Source organism: Microbacterium sp. NPDC089186 (assembly GCF_040685115.1).
Lineage (GTDB): Bacteria > Actinomycetota > Actinomycetes > Actinomycetales > Microbacteriaceae > Microbacterium > Microbacterium galbum.
This window is the reverse complement of record NZ_JBFBHJ010000004.1, coordinates 69,311-88,560: the sequence shown is the minus strand read 5'-3', so window position 1 is coordinate 88,560 and position 19,250 is coordinate 69,311. Positions and strand designations below refer to the sequence as shown.

17 protein-coding genes are annotated in these 19,250 nt (G+C 70.6%); 16 read left to right on the top strand and 1 reads right to left on the bottom strand.

Translation table 11 applies throughout. The features are described from left to right. Positions 1 to 3: 3 nt before the first annotated feature. The 16 genes from ftsW to AB0N82_RS14180 all read left to right on the top strand — a co-directional run bounded on the left by ftsW (position 4) and on the right by AB0N82_RS14180 (position 18,317). The gene (gene ftsW, locus AB0N82_RS14255; protein WP_363392418.1) at positions 4 to 1,260 is read left to right on the top strand and encodes a putative lipid II flippase FtsW; all 1,257 of its coding nucleotides are present in this window, start codon (positions 4 to 6) and stop codon (positions 1,258 to 1,260) included. A gap of 96 nt (positions 1,261 to 1,356) precedes the next feature. Further along, on the top strand, positions 1,357 to 2,430 hold the full coding sequence (locus AB0N82_RS14250) for a UDP-N-acetylglucosamine--N-acetylmuramyl-(pentapeptide) pyrophosphoryl-undecaprenol N-acetylglucosamine transferase (protein ID WP_363392416.1): 1,074 nt from the start codon (positions 1,357 to 1,359) through the stop codon (positions 2,428 to 2,430). 157 nt (positions 2,431 to 2,587) lie between these two features. Further along, complete coding sequence (gene murC / locus AB0N82_RS14245; RefSeq protein WP_315992980.1) at positions 2,588 to 4,000, top strand: UDP-N-acetylmuramate--L-alanine ligase; 1,413 nt, start codon at positions 2,588 to 2,590, stop codon at positions 3,998 to 4,000. Between the two features lie 2 nt (positions 4,001 to 4,002). After that, a complete protein-coding gene (locus tag AB0N82_RS14240) occupies positions 4,003 to 5,037 on the top strand; it encodes an FtsQ-type POTRA domain-containing protein (RefSeq protein WP_363392413.1) in 1,035 nt (344 codons plus the stop codon). A 151-nt stretch (positions 5,038 to 5,188) separates the two neighbouring features. Further along, entirely contained in the window at positions 5,189 to 6,376 is a 1,188-nt protein-coding gene (gene ftsZ, locus AB0N82_RS14235; RefSeq protein WP_076674902.1) for a cell division protein FtsZ, read from the top strand. Between the two features lie 67 nt (positions 6,377 to 6,443). After that, on the top strand, positions 6,444 to 7,127 hold the full coding sequence (locus AB0N82_RS14230; protein ID WP_363392411.1) for a YggS family pyridoxal phosphate-dependent enzyme: 684 nt from the start codon (positions 6,444 to 6,446) through the stop codon (positions 7,125 to 7,127). A 31-nt stretch (positions 7,128 to 7,158) separates the two neighbouring features. Beyond that, a complete protein-coding gene (gene sepF, locus AB0N82_RS14225) occupies positions 7,159 to 7,632 on the top strand; it encodes a cell division protein SepF (RefSeq protein ID WP_363392409.1) in 474 nt (157 codons plus the stop codon). A 6-nt stretch (positions 7,633 to 7,638) separates the two neighbouring features. Further along, the gene (locus AB0N82_RS14220; protein WP_298875518.1) at positions 7,639 to 7,941 is read left to right on the top strand and encodes a YggT family protein; all 303 of its coding nucleotides are present in this window, start codon (positions 7,639 to 7,641) and stop codon (positions 7,939 to 7,941) included. 133 nt (positions 7,942 to 8,074) lie between these two features. After that, positions 8,075 to 8,695, top strand: a complete 621-nt coding sequence (locus tag AB0N82_RS14215) for a DivIVA domain-containing protein (RefSeq protein ID WP_315992976.1) — start codon at positions 8,075 to 8,077, stop codon at positions 8,693 to 8,695. A gap of 13 nt (positions 8,696 to 8,708) precedes the next feature. After that, the gene (lspA, locus tag AB0N82_RS14210; protein ID WP_363392406.1) at positions 8,709 to 9,293 is read left to right on the top strand and encodes a signal peptidase II; all 585 of its coding nucleotides are present in this window, start codon (positions 8,709 to 8,711) and stop codon (positions 9,291 to 9,293) included. Between the two features lies 1 nt (position 9,294). Further along, on the top strand, positions 9,295 to 10,218 hold the full coding sequence (locus tag AB0N82_RS14205) for an RluA family pseudouridine synthase (protein WP_315992974.1): 924 nt from the start codon (positions 9,295 to 9,297) through the stop codon (positions 10,216 to 10,218). 236 nt (positions 10,219 to 10,454) lie between these two features. Beyond that, on the top strand, positions 10,455 to 13,967 hold the full coding sequence (gene dnaE / locus AB0N82_RS14200) for a DNA polymerase III subunit alpha (protein WP_363392404.1): 3,513 nt from the start codon (positions 10,455 to 10,457) through the stop codon (positions 13,965 to 13,967). Positions 13,968 to 14,075: 108 nt separating this feature from the next. Continuing rightward, positions 14,076 to 15,317, top strand: coding sequence for a hypothetical protein (locus AB0N82_RS14195; protein WP_315992972.1), 1,242 nt, complete (start codon positions 14,076 to 14,078; stop codon positions 15,315 to 15,317). 166 nt (positions 15,318 to 15,483) lie between these two features. Next, positions 15,484 to 16,785, top strand: coding sequence for a histidinol dehydrogenase (hisD, locus tag AB0N82_RS14190; protein ID WP_363392402.1), 1,302 nt, complete (start codon positions 15,484 to 15,486; stop codon positions 16,783 to 16,785). 10 nt (positions 16,786 to 16,795) lie between these two features. Next, positions 16,796 to 17,281 (top strand): transcriptional regulator NrdR, encoded by a 486-nt coding sequence (gene nrdR / locus AB0N82_RS14185; RefSeq protein ID WP_076674915.1) that lies wholly within the window; start codon positions 16,796 to 16,798, stop codon positions 17,279 to 17,281. A 10-nt stretch (positions 17,282 to 17,291) separates the two neighbouring features. Further along, complete coding sequence (locus AB0N82_RS14180) at positions 17,292 to 18,317, top strand: quinone-dependent dihydroorotate dehydrogenase (protein WP_363392399.1); 1,026 nt, start codon at positions 17,292 to 17,294, stop codon at positions 18,315 to 18,317. Between the two features lie 337 nt (positions 18,318 to 18,654). Here the strand turns inward: AB0N82_RS14180 and AB0N82_RS14175 are convergent, their stop codons facing one another. Continuing rightward, on the bottom strand, positions 18,655 to 19,227 hold the full coding sequence (locus AB0N82_RS14175) for a DUF3043 domain-containing protein (protein WP_315992969.1): 573 nt from the start codon (positions 19,225 to 19,227) through the stop codon (positions 18,655 to 18,657). Positions 19,228 to 19,250: the final 23 nt, after the last annotated feature.

The window sequence follows — 19,250 nt, the reverse complement described above, 5'->3', positions numbered from 1 at the left end:
CGCGTGACCACGACGGCACCCCCTCCACGGCAGACGCCGGACGAGCAGCCCGAGCGCAGCGGTCTCATCGCGCGCGTCTCCCTCGGACGGGCGTTCCGCCCGGTCGCGAGCGAGTTCCTGTTGATCGCCTCCGCGGCCCTGCTGCTGACGGGGTTCGGTCTGGTGATGGTCCTGTCGGCCACCTCCGCCCTCGACGGCGGGCAGAGCCCCTTCGACCACGTCATCAAGCAGGGCGTGTTCGCGGTCGTCGGCATCCCGCTGATGTTCGTGCTGAGCCGGGCGCGCATGAGCTTCTGGAAGAAGATCGCGTGGCCCGCGCTGATCCTGGCGACCATGTTCCAGCTGCTCGTCTACGTCCCGGGCCTCGGCATCGCCTCGTACGGCAACCGCAACTGGGTGCAGATCGCCGGTTTCCAGTTCCAGCCCGCCGAGTTCCTCAAGCTCACCCTCGCGCTGTGGATGGGCGCGGTGCTGTACCGCAAGCGGCGATTGCTGACCTCGTGGAAGCACGTCTTCATCCCCGTCGTCCCCGTCGCGGTGCTCGTGATCGGAACCGTGCTGGGCGGCAAGGACCTCGGTACGGTGATGATCCTCGTGCTCGTGGTGCTGGGGGCGCTGTTCTTCGCCGGTATCAAGCTGCGCATGTTCATCGTCCCGGCGGTGCTGGCCATCGCGGTGGTGCTGCTGTCGGCCGTCGGCAGCGAGAACCGCATGGCCCGCATCATGAGCCTGTTCAACCCCGACGACGCCTCCTGCTACTACACCTCGTGCTACCAGTCGCTGCACGGGATCTGGGGGCTCGCCAGCGGGGGACTGCTGGGACTGGGCCTGGGCAACTCGAAGGAGAAGTACGACTGGCTCCCGGCGGCCGCCAACGACTACATCTTCGCCATCATCGGCGAGGAGCTGGGTCTGGTCGGCTGCATCGTGGTGCTCGTGCTGTTCGCGGTCTTCGCCGTCGGCGCCTTCCGCATCATCCGACGGACCGACGACAGCTTCGTGCGCATCGTCGCCGGCGCGATCACCCTGTGGATCGTCGGTCAGGCGCTGGTGAACATCGGCGTGGTGCTGCGCATCTTCCCGGTGCTGGGCGTCCCGCTGCCGTTCATGTCGCAGGGTGGCACGTCTCTGCTGTCGGTGCTCATCGCGTGCGGTGTGCTGCTGTCGTGCGCGCGCACGCTCCCCGACCACCGCGAGGTCGTGGAGTCCCGCTCGAACCGCCGCGCCGCCCCGGCGCGACGTTCCGGCCGCCGCGGCTGAGGGGCACACGGCGACACGTCGAGGATCCGGCCCCGTCGCTACCCGGCCCGAGTGGTCGCGGCGAGGCGGTGCCCCCGACCTGACTAGGGTCGTACGGTGACGACTTACCTCCTCGCCGGCGGCGGTACCGCCGGGCACGTGAACCCCCTCCTCGCGGTCGCCGACGGTCTGCGCGCGCGCGACGCCGCCTCGGACGTGCTCGTGCTCGGAACCCGCGAGGGCCTCGAGTCGCGCCTGGTCCCGTTGCGCGGGTACGAGCTGCTCACCATCGCGAAGGTCCCCTTCCCGCGGCGGCCCGACCGCGCTGCCGCGGTCTTCCCCGCCCGCTTCCTCCGCGCGGTCGCCGACGTGCGCCGCATGATCCGCCAGCGCGGCGTCGACGCGGTCGTCGGCTTCGGCGGCTACGCGGCGGCGCCCGCGTACATCGCCGCGCGCCGCGAGCGGGTGCCCTTCGTCGTGCACGAAGCCAACGCCAAGCCGGGACTCGCCAACGTCCTGGGCGCCCGCACCGCCGCAGGAGTGGGCGTCGCCTTCGCCGGCACGCCGCTCCGCGGGGCGCGCGAGGTCGGTATGCCGCTGCGTCGCGAGGTCGTCGAGCTCGACGCTCCCGCCCTCCGCGCGGAGGCGGCCGCCCACTTCGGCCTCGACGCCGACCGCCCGACCCTGCTGGTCTTCGGCGGCTCCCTCGGCGCGCTGCGGCTGAACACCGCGTTCGAGGGCGCGTGGCGCGATGTGCTCGACGCCGGGTGGCAGCTGCTCCACGTCACCGGACAGAACTCCGACCTTGCCGACCCGGGTGCCGAGGGCTACGCCGTGGTCCGGTACGTCGACCGCATGGACCTCGCGTTCGCCCTCGCCGATCTCGTCGTGTCGCGCTCGGGTGCGGCGACCGTGAGCGAGATCAACGCGCTCGGCATCCCCGCCGTCTACGTGCCCTACGCGGTCGGCAACGGCGAGCAGAGCCTCAACGCCGCCGCGTCCGTGCGCGCCGGGGCGGCGCTGCTCATCCCCGACGCGGAATTCACCCCCGACCGGGTGCGCGCCGAGGTCGTGCCGCTGCTCGCCGACGACGCGCGGCGCACCGCCATGCGCGACGCGGCCGCGCGCACCGGCATCCGCACGGGAACCGAGAACGTCATCGCCATGATCGACGAGGCCCTGGCCCGCTGAGCCCGGCGTCTCGCGCCGGGCGCGACGGGAACGAGGGATGCCGCTCGTCCGAGGCATCCCTCCCCGCGGCAACGGCGCCCCGGCCGTGCGGAAGCGGGGTCCGCGCCAGCGCGGCGAGGCCGTTGCGCAGGGAGGGCGACGTAAACTCGCAAGCGCCATGATCAGACCCGACCTGAGCCTCCCCATCCCCGAGACCATCACCTCCGCGCACTTCATCGGCGTGGGGGGATCGGGCATGTCCGGCCTCGCCCGCATGTTCCTCGACCGCGGCATCCGGGTCTCCGGCTCCGACCGGGCCGACAGCGCGGCCCTCCGCGACCTCGCCGCCCGCGGCGCCACCGTCCACGTCGGTCACGACGCCGCGCACCTCGGCGACGCCGACACGGTCGTGCACACCGGGGCGATCTGGCCGGAGAACCCCGAGTTCGTCACCGCGAAGCAGCGCGGCCTGCACGTCATCCACCGGTCCCAGGCGCTGCACTGGCTGATCGGGGGGCGCCGTCTCGTCTCGGTCGCCGGGGCCCACGGCAAGACCACCTCGACCGGCATGATCGTGACCGCCCTGCGCGCCCTCGAGCTCGACCCGACGTTCGTCAACGGCGGCGTGATCGCCGATCTCGGCGCCTCGAGCGGCACCGGCTCCGACGACCTCGTCGTGATCGAGGCCGACGAGTCCGACGGCACGTTCGAGCTCTACGACACCTCCGTCGCCCTCATCACCAACGTCGATCCCGACCACCTCGACCACTACGGTTCGCGCGACGCGTTCGACGCCGCATTCGCCCGTTTCGCGGATGCCGCGAGCGAGGCCGTGGTGATCTCGGCCGACGACCCCGGAGCCCGCGCCGTCCGCGAGCGCATCACGCACGCGAACGTCGTCACCTTCGGCGAGGACGAGAGCGCCGACGTGCGGCTCAGCGGCATCCGGACGGACGGGCCCGTCGCCTTCACGCTGACCGCCGGCGACGAGAGCGTCGAGGTGCGCCTGCGCGTCCCCGGCGCCCACAACGCCGTGAACGCCGCGGGCGCCGTGGCCGTGCTGCGCGTGCTGGGTCATCCCCTCGCCGACGCGGCGCGCGCGGTCGAGGCCTTCGGTGGCACGGTCCGCCGCTTCGAGCTCCACGGCGTCGAGCGCGGCGTCAGCGTCTACGACGATTACGCCCACCACCCGACCGAGGTGGCGGCCGCGCTGTCGGCCGCGCGCACGGTCGTGGGGGAGGGACGCCTGATCGCGATCCAGCAGCCCCACACGTACTCGCGCACGCAGGAGATGTTCCGCGAGTTCGCCGAGGTGCTGGAGTCGCACGCCGACCACACGGTCATGCTCGACGTGTACGGCGCGCGCGAGGACCCCGTACCCGGGGTGACCGGGGAGCTCGTCAGCGGCGCGTTCGCCGACCCCGCGCATGTGCACTACGTGCCCGACTGGCAGGCCGCCGCCGACTACACCGCCGAGATCGCCCGGCCCGGCGACTACGTCATCACCCTCGGCTGCGGCAACGTCTACCAGATCATCCCGCAGGTGCTCGACGCCCTGTCGCGCACGACCACGACGGCACCGGCGGTCTGAGCGTGCGCCGGCCCTCGCCCCTGCCTCCGCCCCCGGAGTCCGAGCGCGCCGCGGCCACGGCCCGGAACCACGGCGGGGCCCTGCGGGAACCGATCGAGGGGGCTCGCGACGACCGCCGTGCGCCGTCGACCGTCGTCGGGGAACGCGCGCCGGAGTCCCGGCATCCCGATCCCGCGTCCGAGACCGCCCCGGTGCTGCCGCTCGTGCGCCCCGCCGACATCCCGGATGCGGGCCGCAAGCCCGCTCGCGAGGAAGCGGCGACGGATGCCGAGGGCACGAGCCTGCGCGACGTGTGGCGGGCCTCGCGCGCCCGGCGCCGCGCCCTGGCGGCCGAGGTCAAACGCTTCACCGTCCGGCAGCGTCGTCGTCGCCGCGTCTGGATCGGCGTGGGCGCGGCCTTCCTCGTGATGGTGCTCGGCACCGCCGGGGCGGCCTACAGCCCGCTGTTCGCCGTCGAGCGCATCGACGTCGTCGGTACCTCGCAGCTCGACGCCGCCACGGTCGCCGAGGCTCTGAACGCCCAGGTCGGAACGCCGCTGGCGCTGGTCGACGACAGTGCGGTGAAGGCCGCCCTCGTGCGCTTCCCGCTCGTGGAGTCGTACACGCTCGAGGCGCGACCGCCGCACGACCTCGTCGTCAACGTCGTCGAGCGCACGCCGATCGGCGCCCTGCAGACCCCGGCCGGCTTCACCGTGGTGGATGCCGCGGGCGTGGCACTGTCGACCACCCCCGACGCGCCGGGGGGTCAGCCCCTGCTCGAGATCAGCGGCGGCACCGGGTCGGCGGCGTTCCACGCGGCCGGCCGTGTCATGCGCGCGCTGCCGGACGCCGTGCGCGCACGGGTCACCGGCGTCTCGGCATCCACCCCCGATGACGTCACGCTCACGCTCGGCGCGACGGGGTCGCGTGTGGTGTGGGGGAGCGCCGACCGGTCTGCCGAGAAGGCGATCGTGCTCGACCGTCTGATGACGCAGAGCCCGCCCGATCGTGCCAAGGAGTACGACGTCACCTCGCCCGAGGCCGGCGTCGTCCGCTGATATTCGACGCGATAACGGAACACGCCGCGTGTCGGCCCGACGGTGCCCCCGGCGCGACCTACCTTCGAGCTAAGGAATTGCATACCGGGCAATTCTTTAACCCTCAACATGAGGTTTAGAGTTTCGGGTTCGGGGACAAACGGAGGCCGGCATGAGCCACAACCAGAACTACCTCGCCGTGATCAAGGTCGTCGGTGTGGGCGGGGGCGGCGTCAACGCCGTCAACCGCATGATCGAGCTCGGCCTGCGCGGGGTGGAGTTCATCGCGATCAACACCGACGCGCAGGCGCTGCTCATGAGCGACGCCGACGTCAAGCTCGACGTGGGCCGCGAGCTCACGCGCGGCCTGGGTGCCGGTGCGGATCCCGAGGTGGGTCGTCGCGCCGCCGAGGACCACGCGGAAGAGATCGAAGAGGCCCTGCGCGGTGCCGACATGGTCTTCGTCACGGCAGGCGAGGGCGGTGGTACGGGTACGGGCGGCGCCCCCGTCGTCGCCAAGATCGCCAAGTCGATCGGCGCCCTGACCATCGGTGTCGTCACCAAGCCCTTCTCGTTCGAGGGTCGTCGTCGTCAGAGCCAGGCCGAGGCCGGCGTCGGGCGTCTGAAGGAAGAGGTCGACACCCTCATCGTCGTCCCCAACGACCGCCTCCTCGAGATCAGCGACCGCGGCATCTCGATGATCGAGGCCTTCGCCACGGCCGACCAGGTGCTCCTCGCCGGTGTGCAGGGCATCACCGACCTCATCACGACCCCGGGTCTCATCAACCTCGACTTCGCCGACGTCAAGTCGGTGATGCAGGGGGCCGGCTCCGCGCTCATGGGCATCGGCTCGTCGAGGGGGGCCGATCGCGCGATCAAGGCCGCCGAGCTCGCGGTGGAATCGCCGCTGCTGGAGGCCTCGATCGAAGGCGCCCACGGCGTGCTGCTGTCGATCCAGGGCGGATCGAACCTCGGCATCTTCGAGATCAACGACGCCGCGCAACTGGTGAAGGAGGCCGCGCACCCCGAGGCCAACATCATCTTCGGTACGGTCATCGACGACACCCTCGGCGACGAGGTGCGCGTCACGGTGATCGCGGCCGGCTTCGACGGGGGAGAGCCCTCCCTGCGCATCGACGCCGTCGGCGCGCAGCGACCGGCCTCGGCGCCCGTCGTCCCGGTGATCCCCGCCGACGACGTCGCCCGCGACCTCGACGCCGCCGAAGAGCAGAAGGCCGCCACGGAGCGCGCTCCCGAGCGTCGCCCCGAGCCCGCGCCGGTGACCGCGCGCGTGCCCGAGACCTCCTACGACAACGGCTACGCCGACGACGACCTCGACGTGCCCGACTTCCTGAAGTAAGAGACAGTCCCCGAAAGCGAGCGGGTCCGGTCCCCACCGGGCCCGCTCGCGTCGTCGAAGGAGCACCATGGACACCGCCCTCGCCGACCGGCTCGCCGCCGTCGATGCGCGCATCCACGACGCAGCCCGCGCCGCGAACCGCGATCCCGCCGGCATCACCCGCATCGTGGTGACGAAGTTCCACCCGGCATCCCTCGTCGTCGACCTGTACGACCTGGGGGTGCGCGACGTGGGCGAGAACCGGCAGCAGGAGCTCACCGCGAAGCGCGCGGAGCTGTCCGGCATCCCCGATCTGACCTGGCACTTCATCGGGCAGGCGCAGACGAACAAGGCCCGCGCCGTCCGGGCGGCGGCGGATGCCGTGCACTCGGTCGATCGCGACCGCATCGCCGACGCGCTCGATGCGGCCGGCGGCGACGCGCCGCTCGACGTGCTGTTGCAGGTGAACCTCACCGACGACACCGGCCGGGGAGGGGTCGCCCCCGCCGGGGTGGAGGCGCTGGCGACGCACGTGGCCGGTCTGCCGAGTCTGCGTCTGCGCGGGGTCATGGCGGTCGCTCCGCTCGACGAGGAGCCCGCGCGGGCTTTCGAGCGGCTCCGTCGGGCGGCCGACGCGGTCCGCACCGTCGTCTCGGATGCCGCGTGGATCTCGGCAGGGATGACGGGCGATTTCCCGGAAGCGATTGCGATGGGCGCGACACACCTGCGGATCGGCTCGGCAATCACGGGGCCGAGGCCCGTGCGCGACTAGCCTCGGACCAGACGATCGAACGGAGGATGCGATGTCGAACCCGCTGAAGAAGACGATGGTGTACCTGGGCCTCGCCGATGAGGAAGAGACCTACGAGGAGACGGCGCCGCAGCCCATCGCGCGCAAGCAGACGGCACCCGCCGCCGCTCCCGTCGAGAAGGCCGCGCCGGTGACCCCGCTGCACCGCCCCGCCGTGGTGCGTCAGCCCTCGGCCGGTCCCGTCAGCGAGATCCTGACGGTGCACCCCAAGCAGTACCGCGACGCCCAGACGATCGCGGAGAACTTCCGCGAGGGCATCCCGGTCATCATCAACCTGTCGCAGATGAGCGACGCCGACGCGCGTCGCCTGATCGACTTCGCGAGCGGACTCTCGCTCGGGCTGTACGGTCGCATCGAGCGGGTGACGAGCAAGGTCTTCCTGCTCTCGCCCGAGAACATCGCCGTCTCCGGCGACGGTGCGATCGCGCAGGCCGACCCCGAGGCTGCGCCGTTCGCGTCCCAGTAAGCGATCGTGGCCGTCCTGAGCCTGGTCGGCTCCATCCTCAGCGCGCTGCTGTTCATCTACATCGTGCTGCTGCTCGCGCGCCTCGTGCTCGAGTACATCCCGATGTTCAACCGGGAGTGGCGTCCGCGCGGTGCCACCCTCGTGTTGGCTGAGATCGTCTACACCGTGACGGATCCGCCCATCAAGCTGGTCCGCCGCATCATCCCACCCCTGCGCATCGGGGGGATCGCGATCGATTTCGGATTCGCGATCGTCATGTTCGTCTGCTTCATGCTGCTGAGCGTGACGCGGTCCCTCGCGGCCGCGTGACCTCCCGCCGCCGTCCTCTCGACAGTGCCCTTCGACACTGACGGAGGGCGGCGGCTATGCTGTTCCGAAGCGGTACGCCCCGGTGCGACACCCCCAACAGTTCCGAATCAGAGCTCTCGAAAGAGGAAACACCATGGCACTGACCCCCGATGACGTCGTCACCAAGCAGTTCCAGCACGTGCGCTTCAAGGAGGGCTTCGACCCCGACGAGGTCGACGACTTCCTCGACGAGATCGTCGTCGAGTGGCGCAAGACCATCGCCGAGAACGAGGAGCTGAAGGCCAAGCTCGCCGCGTTCGAGTCCGGCGAGGCCGCTCCGGCCACGGTCGCCGCTCCCGTCGCCGAGGAGCCCAAGGCCGAGGAGCCCGCTCCGGTCGAGACCCCCGCTCCGGCCCCGGCCGCCCCGGTGGCGTCCGACGCCGAGCCGGCAGCGCAGAGCGCCGGCATCATCGAGCTCGCGCAGCGTCTGCACGACGAGCACGTCGCCGAGGGTAAGGCCCAGCGCGACCAGCTCATCGGCGAGGCGCAGGCGCAGGCGGCGTCCATCGTTGCCGAGGCCGAGCAGAAGGGCCGCGAGGAGCGCGCTCGTCTCGAGAAGGAGCGCGTGACGCTCGAGGGTCGTATCACCGAGCTCCGCAACTTCGAGCGCGACTACCGCTCGCAGCTGCGTTCGTACATCGAGGGTCAGCTCCGCGACCTCGACACCAGCGCGTCGTCGTCGGGCTCCACGCCCGTGTCGGCGATCGGCCTGTAAGTCGACAGACTCTTTGCGCAGTCGACCTCCTCTGCGACCGGCGGCGGCCGGCATCGTCATCGCGATCCTCGCGGTGGTGGTGCTGGCCGCCGACCAGTTGGCGAAGACCGTCGCCATCGACAACCTCCCTCCGGAGCGCGTCGTCCCGGTGCTCGGTGACGCCCTGCAGTTCTATCTCGTCCGAAACCCCGGCGCCGCGTTCTCGCTCGGCGAAGGGGTCACCTGGCTGTTCACGATCGCTCTCGCGGTCGTCGCGGCCGTCATCGTCTTCCTCGCCCTCCGCCGCGTGCGCTCGCGGCTGTGGGCCGTCGTCCTCGGCCTGCTGCTCGGCGGGGTGCTGGGCAATCTCACCGACCGCCTGCTCCGCGAGCCGGGCTTCCCGGTCGGACACGTCGTCGACTTCATCTCGACGCCCTGGATGATGCCGGCGATCTACAACGTCGCCGATGTCTTCATCGTGTCGATGATGATCTCCGTCGCGATCCTCGTGCTGTTCGGGCTCCGCCTCGACGGCACGCGTGAGACGCGCGCGTCGCGCGCCGCCGACGAGGCGGCCGCCGGTGACGTCGACGCCTCGTCCGGCCCCGGCGCGCGCTGACATGGAGTCCCGCAGCCTCCCCGTCCCCGACGGGCTCGACGGAACGCGCATCGACCAGGCTCTCGCCAAGATGCTGGGATTCTCCCGCACCTTCGCCGCCGAGGTCGCCGACGCCGGGGGCGTGAGCGTCGACGGCCGCGCCGCCGGACGCTCCGACCGCCTCCGCGCCGGCTCATGGCTGAGTGTGGAGTGGGAGCCCAAGCGCGAACCCGAGATCGTGCCGGTCGCCGTCCCCGACCTCGGCATCGTGCACGACGACGACGACATCGTCGTGGTCGACAAGCCGGCCGGCGTGGCGGCCCACCCCTCCCTCGGGTGGGAAGGGCCCACCGTGCTCGGGGCCCTCGCCGCGGCGGGTTTCCGGATCGCCACGAGCGGCCCGCCCGAGCGGCGAGGGATCGTCCACCGTCTCGACGCCGGCACGAGCGGTCTCATGGTCGTGGCCAAGGCCGAGCGTGCCTACACGCTGCTGAAGAGCGCGTTCAAGGAGCGCGAGGTCGACAAGATCTACCACGCCGTCGTCCAGGGGCATCCTGATCCTCTGGCCGGAACCATCGACGCGCCCATCGGTCGTCACCCGCACCACTCGTGGAAATTCGCCGTGACCCCCGACGGCAAGGACTCGGTCACGCATTACGAGACGCTCGAGGCCTTCCCGCGGGCCTCGCTCCTCGAGATCCACCTCGAGACCGGACGCACGCACCAGATCCGCGTGCACATGGCCGCCCACCGGCATCCGTGCGCCGGCGACCCGCTGTACGGCGCCGATCCGACGCTCTCGGCCCGCCTGGGGCTCACACGTCAGTGGCTGCACGCGCACCGACTGGCCTTCACGCATCCCGGAACGGGGGAGTGGGTCGAGTTCGAGTCGCCCTACCCGGACGACCTGGCACGGGCCCTCGAGATCCTCGGCGACGGCATCTGACCCGGCGCGACGGCGCGCGGCGGTGACTTCCCGCACGTGGAACCGGCGTCGTTCGCGAGATTCGTGCCGCCTCCCGGCCGACGCGGGGCGCGCCCCGCGCGTCGACACGTTCGGTCGCCCTGCTCGGCCGCCCGCGCTCGCACGCGGCCGGCGACGCGCCCGGGAGGGCTCCGTCGACTGGGCGTCCGCCCCGAACATCCCGGGCCGATGTCGGAGGCCGAACGTAGACTCGACGCGTGGCAGCTGACTCCTTCGCTCACCTTCACGTGCACAGCGAGTACTCGATGCTCGACGGCGCAGCGCGCATCGGCCCGATGGTCCAAGAAGCCGTCAAGCAGGGCATGCCGGCCATCGCGGTCACCGATCACGGCAACACGTTCGCTGCCTACGAGTTTTACAAGACCGCGAAAGACGCCGGCATCAAGCCGATCATCGGCATTGAGGCGTACGTCACGCCCGGAACCCACCGTTCCGACAAGTCCCGTGTGCGGTGGGGCACCCCCGAGCAGCAGAGCGACGACGTCTCGGGCTCGGGCGCGTACACGCACATGACACTCCTGTCCGAGACCACCGAGGGCATGCACAATCTGTTCCGGCTGTCGTCGCGGGCGAGCATGGAGGGCTATTACTTCAAGCCCCGCATGGACCGCGAGCTGCTGCAGACCTACAGCAAGGGCCTCATCGCCACGACCGGCTGCCCCTCGGGTGAGGTGCAGACGCGCCTCCGGCTCGGTCAGTACGACGCGGCGAAGGCCGCCGCGGCGGAATTCCAAGACATCTTCGGCAAAGACAACTACTTCGCCGAGATCATGGACCACGGTCTCTCGATCGAGCGCCGTGTCATGTCCGATCTGCTCAAGATCTCCAAGGAGCTCGACATCCCGCTCGTCGGGACGAACGACCTCCACTACACGCACCAGCACGATGCGACGAGCCACGCCGCCCTGCTCTGCGTGCAGTCGGGATCGACGCTCGACGACCCCAAGCGCTTCAAGTTCGACGGCGACGGCTACTACGTCAAGTCCGCCGCCGAGATGCGCCAGGCCTTCCGCGACAACCCCGAGGCGTGCGACAACACGCTCCTCATCGCCGAACGGTGCGAGGTCGAGTTCGACACCTCCGCCAACTACATGCCGCGTTTCCCGGTGCCGGCCGGGGAGACCGAGGGCAGCTGGATGATCAAGGAGGTCGAGAACGGCCTCCACGATCGCTACCCCGGTGGCATCCCGGATGCGGTGCGCAAGCAGGCCGAGTACGAGACCGACGTCATCCTGCAGATGGGGTTCCCGGGCTACTTCCTCGTGGTCGCCGACTTCATCAACTGGGCCAAGAACAACGGCATCCGCGTCGGACCCGGCCGCGGTTCGGGCGCCGGCTCGATGGTGGCCTACGCGATGAAGATCACCGACCTCGACCCGCTCCAGCACGGTCTCATCTTCGAGCGCTTCCTCAACCCCGACCGCGTCTCGATGCCCGACTTCGACGTCGACTTCGACGACCGCCGCCGCGGCGAGGTCATCCAATACGTCACCGAGAAGTACGGCGATGAGCGCGTCGCGCAGATCGTGACCTACGGGACGATCAAGGCGAAGCAGGCCCTGAAAGACGCCGGGCGCGTGCTCGGATTCCCGTTCAGCATGGGCGACAAGCTGACCAAGGCCATGCCGCCGGCCGTCATGGGTAAAGACATGCCGCTCGACGGCATGTTCAATCCCGAGCACCCGCGCTACAAAGAGGCGAGCGAGTTCCGCACGCTCATCGAGACGGATCCCGAGGCCAAGACGGTATTCGACACCGCGCTCGGACTCGAGAACCTGAAGCGCCAGTGGGGCGTGCACGCAGCCGGTGTGATCATGTCGAGCGAGCCGCTCATCGACATCATCCCGATTATGCGCCGCGAGCAGGACGGCCAGATCGTCACGCAATTCGATTACCCGGCGTGCGAGTCGCTCGGCCTCATCAAGATGGACTTCCTGGGACTTCGCAACCTCACGATCATCAACGACGCCCTCGACAACATCGAAGCCAACCGCGGGCATCCTCTCGTGCTCGAAGACCTCGATCTTGACGATGCGGCATCCTACGAACTGCTCGCACGGGGCGACACGCTGGGCGTGTTCCAGCTCGACGGCGGGCCCATGCGTTCGCTGCTGCGTCTGATGCGGCCCGACAACTTCGAGGACATCTCGGCCGTGCTGGCCCTGTACCGCCCGGGTCCGATGGGCGTGAACTCGCACATCAACTACGCGCTGCGCAAGAACAAGCAGCAGGAGATCGAGCCGATCCACCCCGAGCTCGAAGAGCCCCTCGCCGACATCCTCGATACCACCTACGGTCTGATCGTCTATCAGGAGCAGGTGATGGCCGTCGCCCAGCGCGTCGCCGGGTACACGCTCGGTCAGGCCGACCTGCTGCGCCGCGCGATGGGCAAGAAGAAGAAGAGCGAGCTCGACAAGCAGAAAGAGATCTTCTTCGGCGGCATGACCGAGCGCGGGTTCGGCGAGGTCGCGCAGCAGACGCTGTGGAAGGTGCTCGAATCGTTCGCCGACTACGCCTTCAACAAGGCGCACACCGCGGCGTACGGTCTCGTGTCGTACTGGACGGCCTACCTCAAGGCGCACTATCCCGCCGAGTACATGGCCGCCCTGTTGACGAGCGTCGGCGACTCGAAGGACAAGATGGCGGTGTACCTCAACGAGTGCCGCCGCATGGGCATCAAGGTCCTGCCGCCCGATGTCAACGAGTCGATCCGCTTCTTCGCCGCCGTCGGGGAGGACATCCGCTTCGGTCTCGGCGCGGTGCGCAACGTCGGCACCAACGTGGTCGACGGCATCGTCGCCGCCCGTCAGGATGCCAAGTACACGTCGTTCCACGACTTCCTGTCGAAGGTCCCGATGCACGTCGCCAACAAGCGCACCGTGGAGTCGCTCATCAAAGCGGGCGCGTTCGACTCCCTCGGATCCACGCGCCGCGCTCTGGTCGAGGTGCACGAGGACGCCTGCGAGGGCGCCGTGCTCGACAAGCGCCGGGAGGCCAACGGCGAGGTCGGTTTCGACTTCGACTCGCTGTGGGACGAACCCCAGCAGGTCGTCAAGGTGCCCGAGAGGCCCGAGTGGACGAAGAAGGACAAGCTCGCCTTCGAGCGCGAGATGCTCGGTCTGTACGTCTCCGACCACCCGCTTGCCGGCCTCGAGGTGCCCCTCGCGAAGCACGCCTCGACATCGATCCACGACCTCCTCGCGTCCGAAGACGTGCAGGACGGCGATCAGGTCACGGTGGCGGGTCTTCTCACCAGCGTCCAGCACCGCGTCGCGAAACAGAGCGGAAACCCTTACGGCATGGTCACCGTCGAGGATTTCAACGGCGAGGTGACCGTGATGTTCATGGGCAAGACGTACGCCGAGTTCGCCCCCGTGCTCCAAGCCGACTCGATCCTGGTCGTGCGCGGGCGCGTCTCTCGACGCGACGACGGCCTGAACCTGCATGCCCAGAGCGCCTTCACCCCCGATCTCGAGGGACTCGACGAGTCGGGCGGGCTCACGCTGGTCGTACCCGAACAGCGCGCCAACGAGGCGCTGGTGGGTGAGTTGGCGCAGATGCTCCGACGCCACTCCGGCTCGACCGAGGTGCTCCTGAAGCTGCACAAGGGGGGCACGGCGAAAGTGTTCGAAGTGCCGATGCCGGTTCGCGTGACCGCCGACCTGTTCGGCGAGCTCAAGGGTCTCCTGGGGCCCAATTGCCTCGGCTGACGCCCCGCCGACCGGTCGAGATACCGGAGCGTCGCAACCCCAGCAGACGCTGAAGACCCGCCGGTTACGATGTCCGGGCGCTGCGGCGCCCTGGGTGAAAGGACCCCCGTGAACGATCAGTATCCCCACGACACCTCCCAGCCCGACCCCGACCGCGATCACGTCGACCCGACGACCGCATCCGTCGCGTCATCGGCGTCCGACGAGGCCGGGACTCCCGCCTCGATCGGCGCAGAAACGACCTCCGCACGCGACTCGTCCGCCGAGCACCCGCCGGTCGCCCCGTCGGCACCCGAGCACTCCTCCGCGCCGGTCCGTCCGGACACCGATCAGGTCGCACCCGCTCGCGCCGAGTCCGCGTCGTACGGCGTCGGGCCGTTCTCCGTGCGCGAAGTCGCCCTGCTGGGCGTCTGGGTGGTGGCCTTCTTCGTCTCGTTCTTCCGCACGAACATCCTGGATTCGCCGTCGGGCGTCCTCATCGGGGGCGGCAACGTGTGGTTGTCCGGGCTGTGGTGGATTCCCGCGGTGGCCCTCCCCACCGTCGCGGTCGGCCTGATCGTGCTGCGTCGACTTTCTCCGCAGGGCATCCGTCGGGTCGGCTCGCTCGGCATCGACCAATTCGCCTCGGTGGCTTTCACGGTTTCGGCCCTCGTGTGGGTCTCGTGGGTATGGGACACCGTGGCGGTCTTCGACCAGACCGGGATCTGGACGCGGTCCTGGGTGATCTGGGTGGAGGCCATCGTGCTCCTGGCCGGGGTCGTCCTCACCGTCTTCGCCCCGGTGATCCCGCCGTTCTCGGCGGATTTCCGCGGCCGTGAAGAGATCGCCGCACACCGCAACGCCCGTCCCATCCGACCGGTCGTCGCCCGTCCGCGCGCGCCGCGGGCCCCGCGCCCCGTCTCCGCACCCGCCGCCGCCGAGGCCGAGGCCGACGCGCCCACTCCCGGCAGCTACACCGGGTCCACCGACCTGCCGCACCACGATGCGGCGCCGGCGACCTCCGTGCTCCCCGCCACGCGCGGCGACGACACGGCGACCGACATCTTCGCGCCGTTGCACGCCGACACCGGGGCCGTGCCCGCGCACGAGACGGGACGCGAGGCCGTCCACGAGCCGCCCGTCGATGCCGGACACGGGTCCGAGGGCGACGATCACCGCCATGCGCACGCCTTCTGGGCACTGGCACCCGAGGAGCGGGAGATCGTCGACGACTACGGCACGCCGATCTTCCGGATCGGGCCGACGGCGTGGGCGCTCGTGATCGAGGATCGCGGCGAGACGTTCGTCGTCCGTCACGATGACGGCCGGATCGGCTATCTGCACGACGTGTCGGGCGTGACCCGAGGCTGACGTCGCGAGAGGGTGGGGGTCGCCGGGCCCTCGCCCTCTCCTGTGTCCGCGACCCGGCTCGCGGATCGGATCCCTCTTCCGGCCCACCGGCCGGCTGCCTGAGCGCGCGCTGCGAGCCCTGGGGACTGCGCGAAAGGGCTCCGGGTCGGCCGGTAGCCTTGAGCCCATGCTCCGCACGATCGATCTCCGCGGCCGCGTCCTCTCGCCGGCCGAGCTCCTCGCCGTCGTCCCGCGCGCCGACGCCGCGCGCGACGAGGCCCTGGCCACCGCCGCCCGTCTGGTCGCCGACGTGGCCCATCGGGGCGAGGAGGCTCTCCGTGAGCAGGCCGCGCGCTTCGACCGTGTCAGCGACCACGCGATCCGCGTGCCCATGGCGCACCTCGACGAGGCCCTGCGCGACCTCGACCCGCAGATCCGCGCCGCCCTCGACGAGGCGATCGCGCGCGTGCGCACGGCATCCGCCGCCCAGGTCCCGGCGCCGGTCGTGACCGAGCTCGGCGACGGCGCCCGTGTCACGCAGCGCTGGCAGCCGGTGCGCCGCGTGGGCCTCTACGTGCCGGGCGGCAAGGCGGTCTACCCCTCGAGCGTCGTCATGAATGCCGTTCCGGCCCAGGTCGCCGGCGTGCGCGAGGTCGCCCTCGCCTCCCCGCCGCAGGCCGAATTCGGCGGACGCGTTCACCCCGTCATCCTCGCCGCGGCCCGTCTGCTCGGAGTGACCGAGGTCTACGCGATGGGCGGCGCGGGAGCCATCGGGGCGTTCGCCCACGGCGTCGCCGAGATCGGCCTCGACCCGGTCGACGTCGTGACCGGTCCGGGGAACAACTTCGTCGCCTCGGCCAAGCGCGCCGTCGCGGGCCGGGTGGGCACAGATTCCGAGGCGGGTGCCACCGAGATCCTCGTCGTCGCCGACGAGACGGCCATTCCGGCCCTCGTCGCGGCCGACCTCGTCAGCCAGGCGGAGCACGACGAACAGGCGTCGGCCGTGCTCGTGACCGACTCGCCCGAGCTGGCCGAAGCGGTGCGCGCCGCTCTGCCCGCCCGCGTCGCCTCGACGCGCCACACCGAGCGCGTCACGGCGGCGTTCCACGGGCCGCAGTCGGCCGTCGTGCTCGTCGACGACATCGCGCAGGCCACCGCCTTCAGCAACGCCTACGCGCCCGAGCACCTCGAGCTGCACCTTGCTGATCCGCGGCCCGAGGACTTCGTCAACGCGGGAGCCGTCTTCGTCGGTCCCTACACGCCGGTGAGCCTGGGCGACTACCTCGCCGGCAGCAATCACGTGCTGCCGACGGGGGGACAGGCGCGATACAGCGCGGGCCTCTCCGCGGCGACGTTCCTCCGCCCGCAGCAGGTGATCGAGTACGACCGTGCGGCGCTCTCGCTCGTCCGGGATGCCATCGTGACCCTCGCCGACGCCGAGGCGCTCCCCGCTCACGGCGAGGCCGTGACCGCGCGGTTCGACGACTGAGGGAGACCCCATGCACTGCCCCTTCTGCCGCAACCCCGACTCCCGCGTCATCGACTCGCGCACGAGCGACGACGGACTGAGCATCCGCCGTCGGCGTCAGTGCCCGAAATGCGGGGGCCGGTTCTCGACGGTGGAGACGGCGAGCCTGAACGTCATCAAGCGGTCGGGAGTGGTCGAGCCCTTCAGCCGCGAGAAGGTCATGTCCGGCGTGCGCAAAGCCTGCCAGGGGCGCCCCGTGACCGACGCCGATCTCGCTGTGCTGGCGCAGCAGGTGGAGGAGGCGATCCGTCAGACGGGGTCGTCGCAGATCGAGGCGAACGAGATCGGTCTGTCGATCCTCGGGCCGCTGCGCGAGCTCGACGAAGTGGCCTATCTGCGCTTCGCGAGCGTGTACCAGGCCTTCGACTCGCTCGACGATTTCGACGCGGCGATCGCCCAGCTGCGCGCCGATCACGCGGGCCGACCCGCGAACGACGATCGCGACGTCGTCCAGTAGCCTGGCGGGGATGTATCCCCTTCTCTTCCGTACGGTCCTCTCGCGTCTCGATCCCGAGTTCGCCCACCATCTCGGTGCGCTCGTCATCCGCGTCGCCGGGGTGGAGCCCGTGGCATCCGTCGTCCGTCGTGCCACCGCGCCCAGTCCCGAGCAGCGGGTGCAGGCCCTGGGGCTGACGTTCGATTCGCCGTTCGGCGTGGCCGCGGGCTTCGACAAGAACGTCACGATGGGCCGCGGACTCGGCGCGCTCGGCTTCGGCCACGTCGAGGTCGGCACGGTCACCGCGCTCCCGCAGCCGGGCAACCCCAAGCCGCGTCTGTTCCGTCTCGTCGCGGACCGCGCCGTCATCAACCGGATGGGGTTCAACAACGACGGCGCCGCCGCTGCGGCCGCACGTCTGCGTCGGCTCCGCCGGTCCCGTCGCCGTCCGGTCGTCGGCGTGAACATCGGCAAGAGCCGCGTCGTGGCCGTGGAGGACGCCACGACCGATTACGTGCGCAGCGCCCGTCTGCTCGCGCCGCTGGCCGATTACCTCGTCGTCAACGTCTCGTCGCCGAACACGCCCGGACTCCGCGGGCTGCAAGCCGTCGAGACCCTCCGCCCGCTGCTGACCGCCGTGCGCGAGGCGGCGGGGGGCACGCCGCTCCTCGTCAAGATCGCCCCCGACCTCGACGACGACGAGGTGAGCGACATCGCCCGTCTCGCCGTCGATGCCGGACTGGCGGGGCTCATCGCCACCAACACCACCATCGCGCGGTCCGGACTGACGACGGATGCCGCGAAGGTCGAGGCTGCGGGCGCGGGTGGGCTCTCCGGCGCGCCCCTGAAGCGCCGCGCACTCGAGGTGCTCCGCCTGGTGCGCGAGGCGGTCCCTGCGGACTTCGTCGTGATCTCGGCCGGGGGAGTGGACACCGCCGACGATGTGCGCGAGCGCCTCGCCGCGGGGGCCACGCTCGTGCAGGGGTACACGGCGTTCCTCTACCGCGGTCCCCTCTGGGCGCGTCAGATCAATCGCGGTCTCGCCCGCGCCCGCTGATCCTCACCGGATGCCGCGTCCTCTATGCCCCTGACCGGATCGCCCCGCGCTCCCGGACCGACGGCCGCGTGCGAACACGCGCGTGGCGCGGCATGCCGTCCTGAACGCGCGGCACGGCGCAACGCCGCGCCGGGGCGGCCATGCGCCCACCTGCCTGCCGCCTCCGCCCGCTTTCGCAGCCCGCCGAGTGTCCAGGACACGCCGCATGCTCGCCCGTCCGGCGGCGTGTCGTGGACACTCGACGGCGGGAGGGTGCGCCTTCCGCGCATGACCTGTGATTCCGCGACCAACGACGAAGCGGCGCGCCTTCCGGCGCGCCGCTTCGTGAAACGGGGGATCAGGCGGGGTACTGGCCCCGCTTGACCTGAGCCTTCGGCAGGCGCATGAAGCGCATCTGCACGGTGCGCATCGCCGCGTACCACCCGAGGCCCTTCTCGAGGCGGCTCTCGCCGAACTTCTCCTTCGCGGCGCGCTTGACGCGGACCGAGGTGATGATCATGTCGCCGATGACGAAGAGGATGAAGATCCACAGCGCGACGAACGACCAGTACTGGAAGAACTGCACGGGGATCAGCGTCGCGACGATCACGAGCACCATGAACGGCATGACGCCCTCGCCGAGGTGCCAGCCGGCATCCACGAAGTCTCGTGCGAACCGGCGCTGTGGTCCGCGGTCGCGGACCGGCAGGTAGCGCTCCTCGCCCGCCGCCATGCCGATGCGGGCCTTCTCGCGCTGCGCAGCCAATTCTGCGCGAGCGCGGGCCTTCGCCTCTTTGGTGTCGGGGACCAGGGGGCGCTTGCGCGCGGCCTCCTGCTCGGCGCGCGAGGGTGTCGCGCGGCCCTTGCCCGATCCGAGCGCCGTCGAGTCGACGGGGGTGTCGTTGGGGGCGGGGGCGGGGGACTTGGCCACGGGAAACCTCGGTGATTCGCTGG

Coding starts and splice junctions, on each gene's coding strand:
- murC (WP_315992980.1), top strand. CDS start 2,588: ATGATCAGACCCGACCTGAGCCTCCCCATCCCCGAGACCATCACCTCC.
- ftsZ (WP_076674902.1), top strand. CDS start 5,189: ATGAGCCACAACCAGAACTACCTCGCCGTGATCAAGGTCGTCGGTGTG.
- AB0N82_RS14215 (WP_315992976.1), top strand. CDS start 8,075: ATGGCACTGACCCCCGATGACGTCGTCACCAAGCAGTTCCAGCACGTG.
- AB0N82_RS14205 (WP_315992974.1), top strand. CDS start 9,295: ATGGAGTCCCGCAGCCTCCCCGTCCCCGACGGGCTCGACGGAACGCGC.
- hisD (WP_363392402.1), top strand. CDS start 15,484: ATGCTCCGCACGATCGATCTCCGCGGCCGCGTCCTCTCGCCGGCCGAG.
- nrdR (WP_076674915.1), top strand. CDS start 16,796: ATGCACTGCCCCTTCTGCCGCAACCCCGACTCCCGCGTCATCGACTCG.
- sepF (WP_363392409.1), top strand. CDS start 7,159: ATGTCGAACCCGCTGAAGAAGACGATGGTGTACCTGGGCCTCGCCGAT.
- AB0N82_RS14180 (WP_363392399.1), top strand. CDS start 17,292: ATGTATCCCCTTCTCTTCCGTACGGTCCTCTCGCGTCTCGATCCCGAG.
- AB0N82_RS14230 (WP_363392411.1), top strand. CDS start 6,444: ATGGACACCGCCCTCGCCGACCGGCTCGCCGCCGTCGATGCGCGCATC.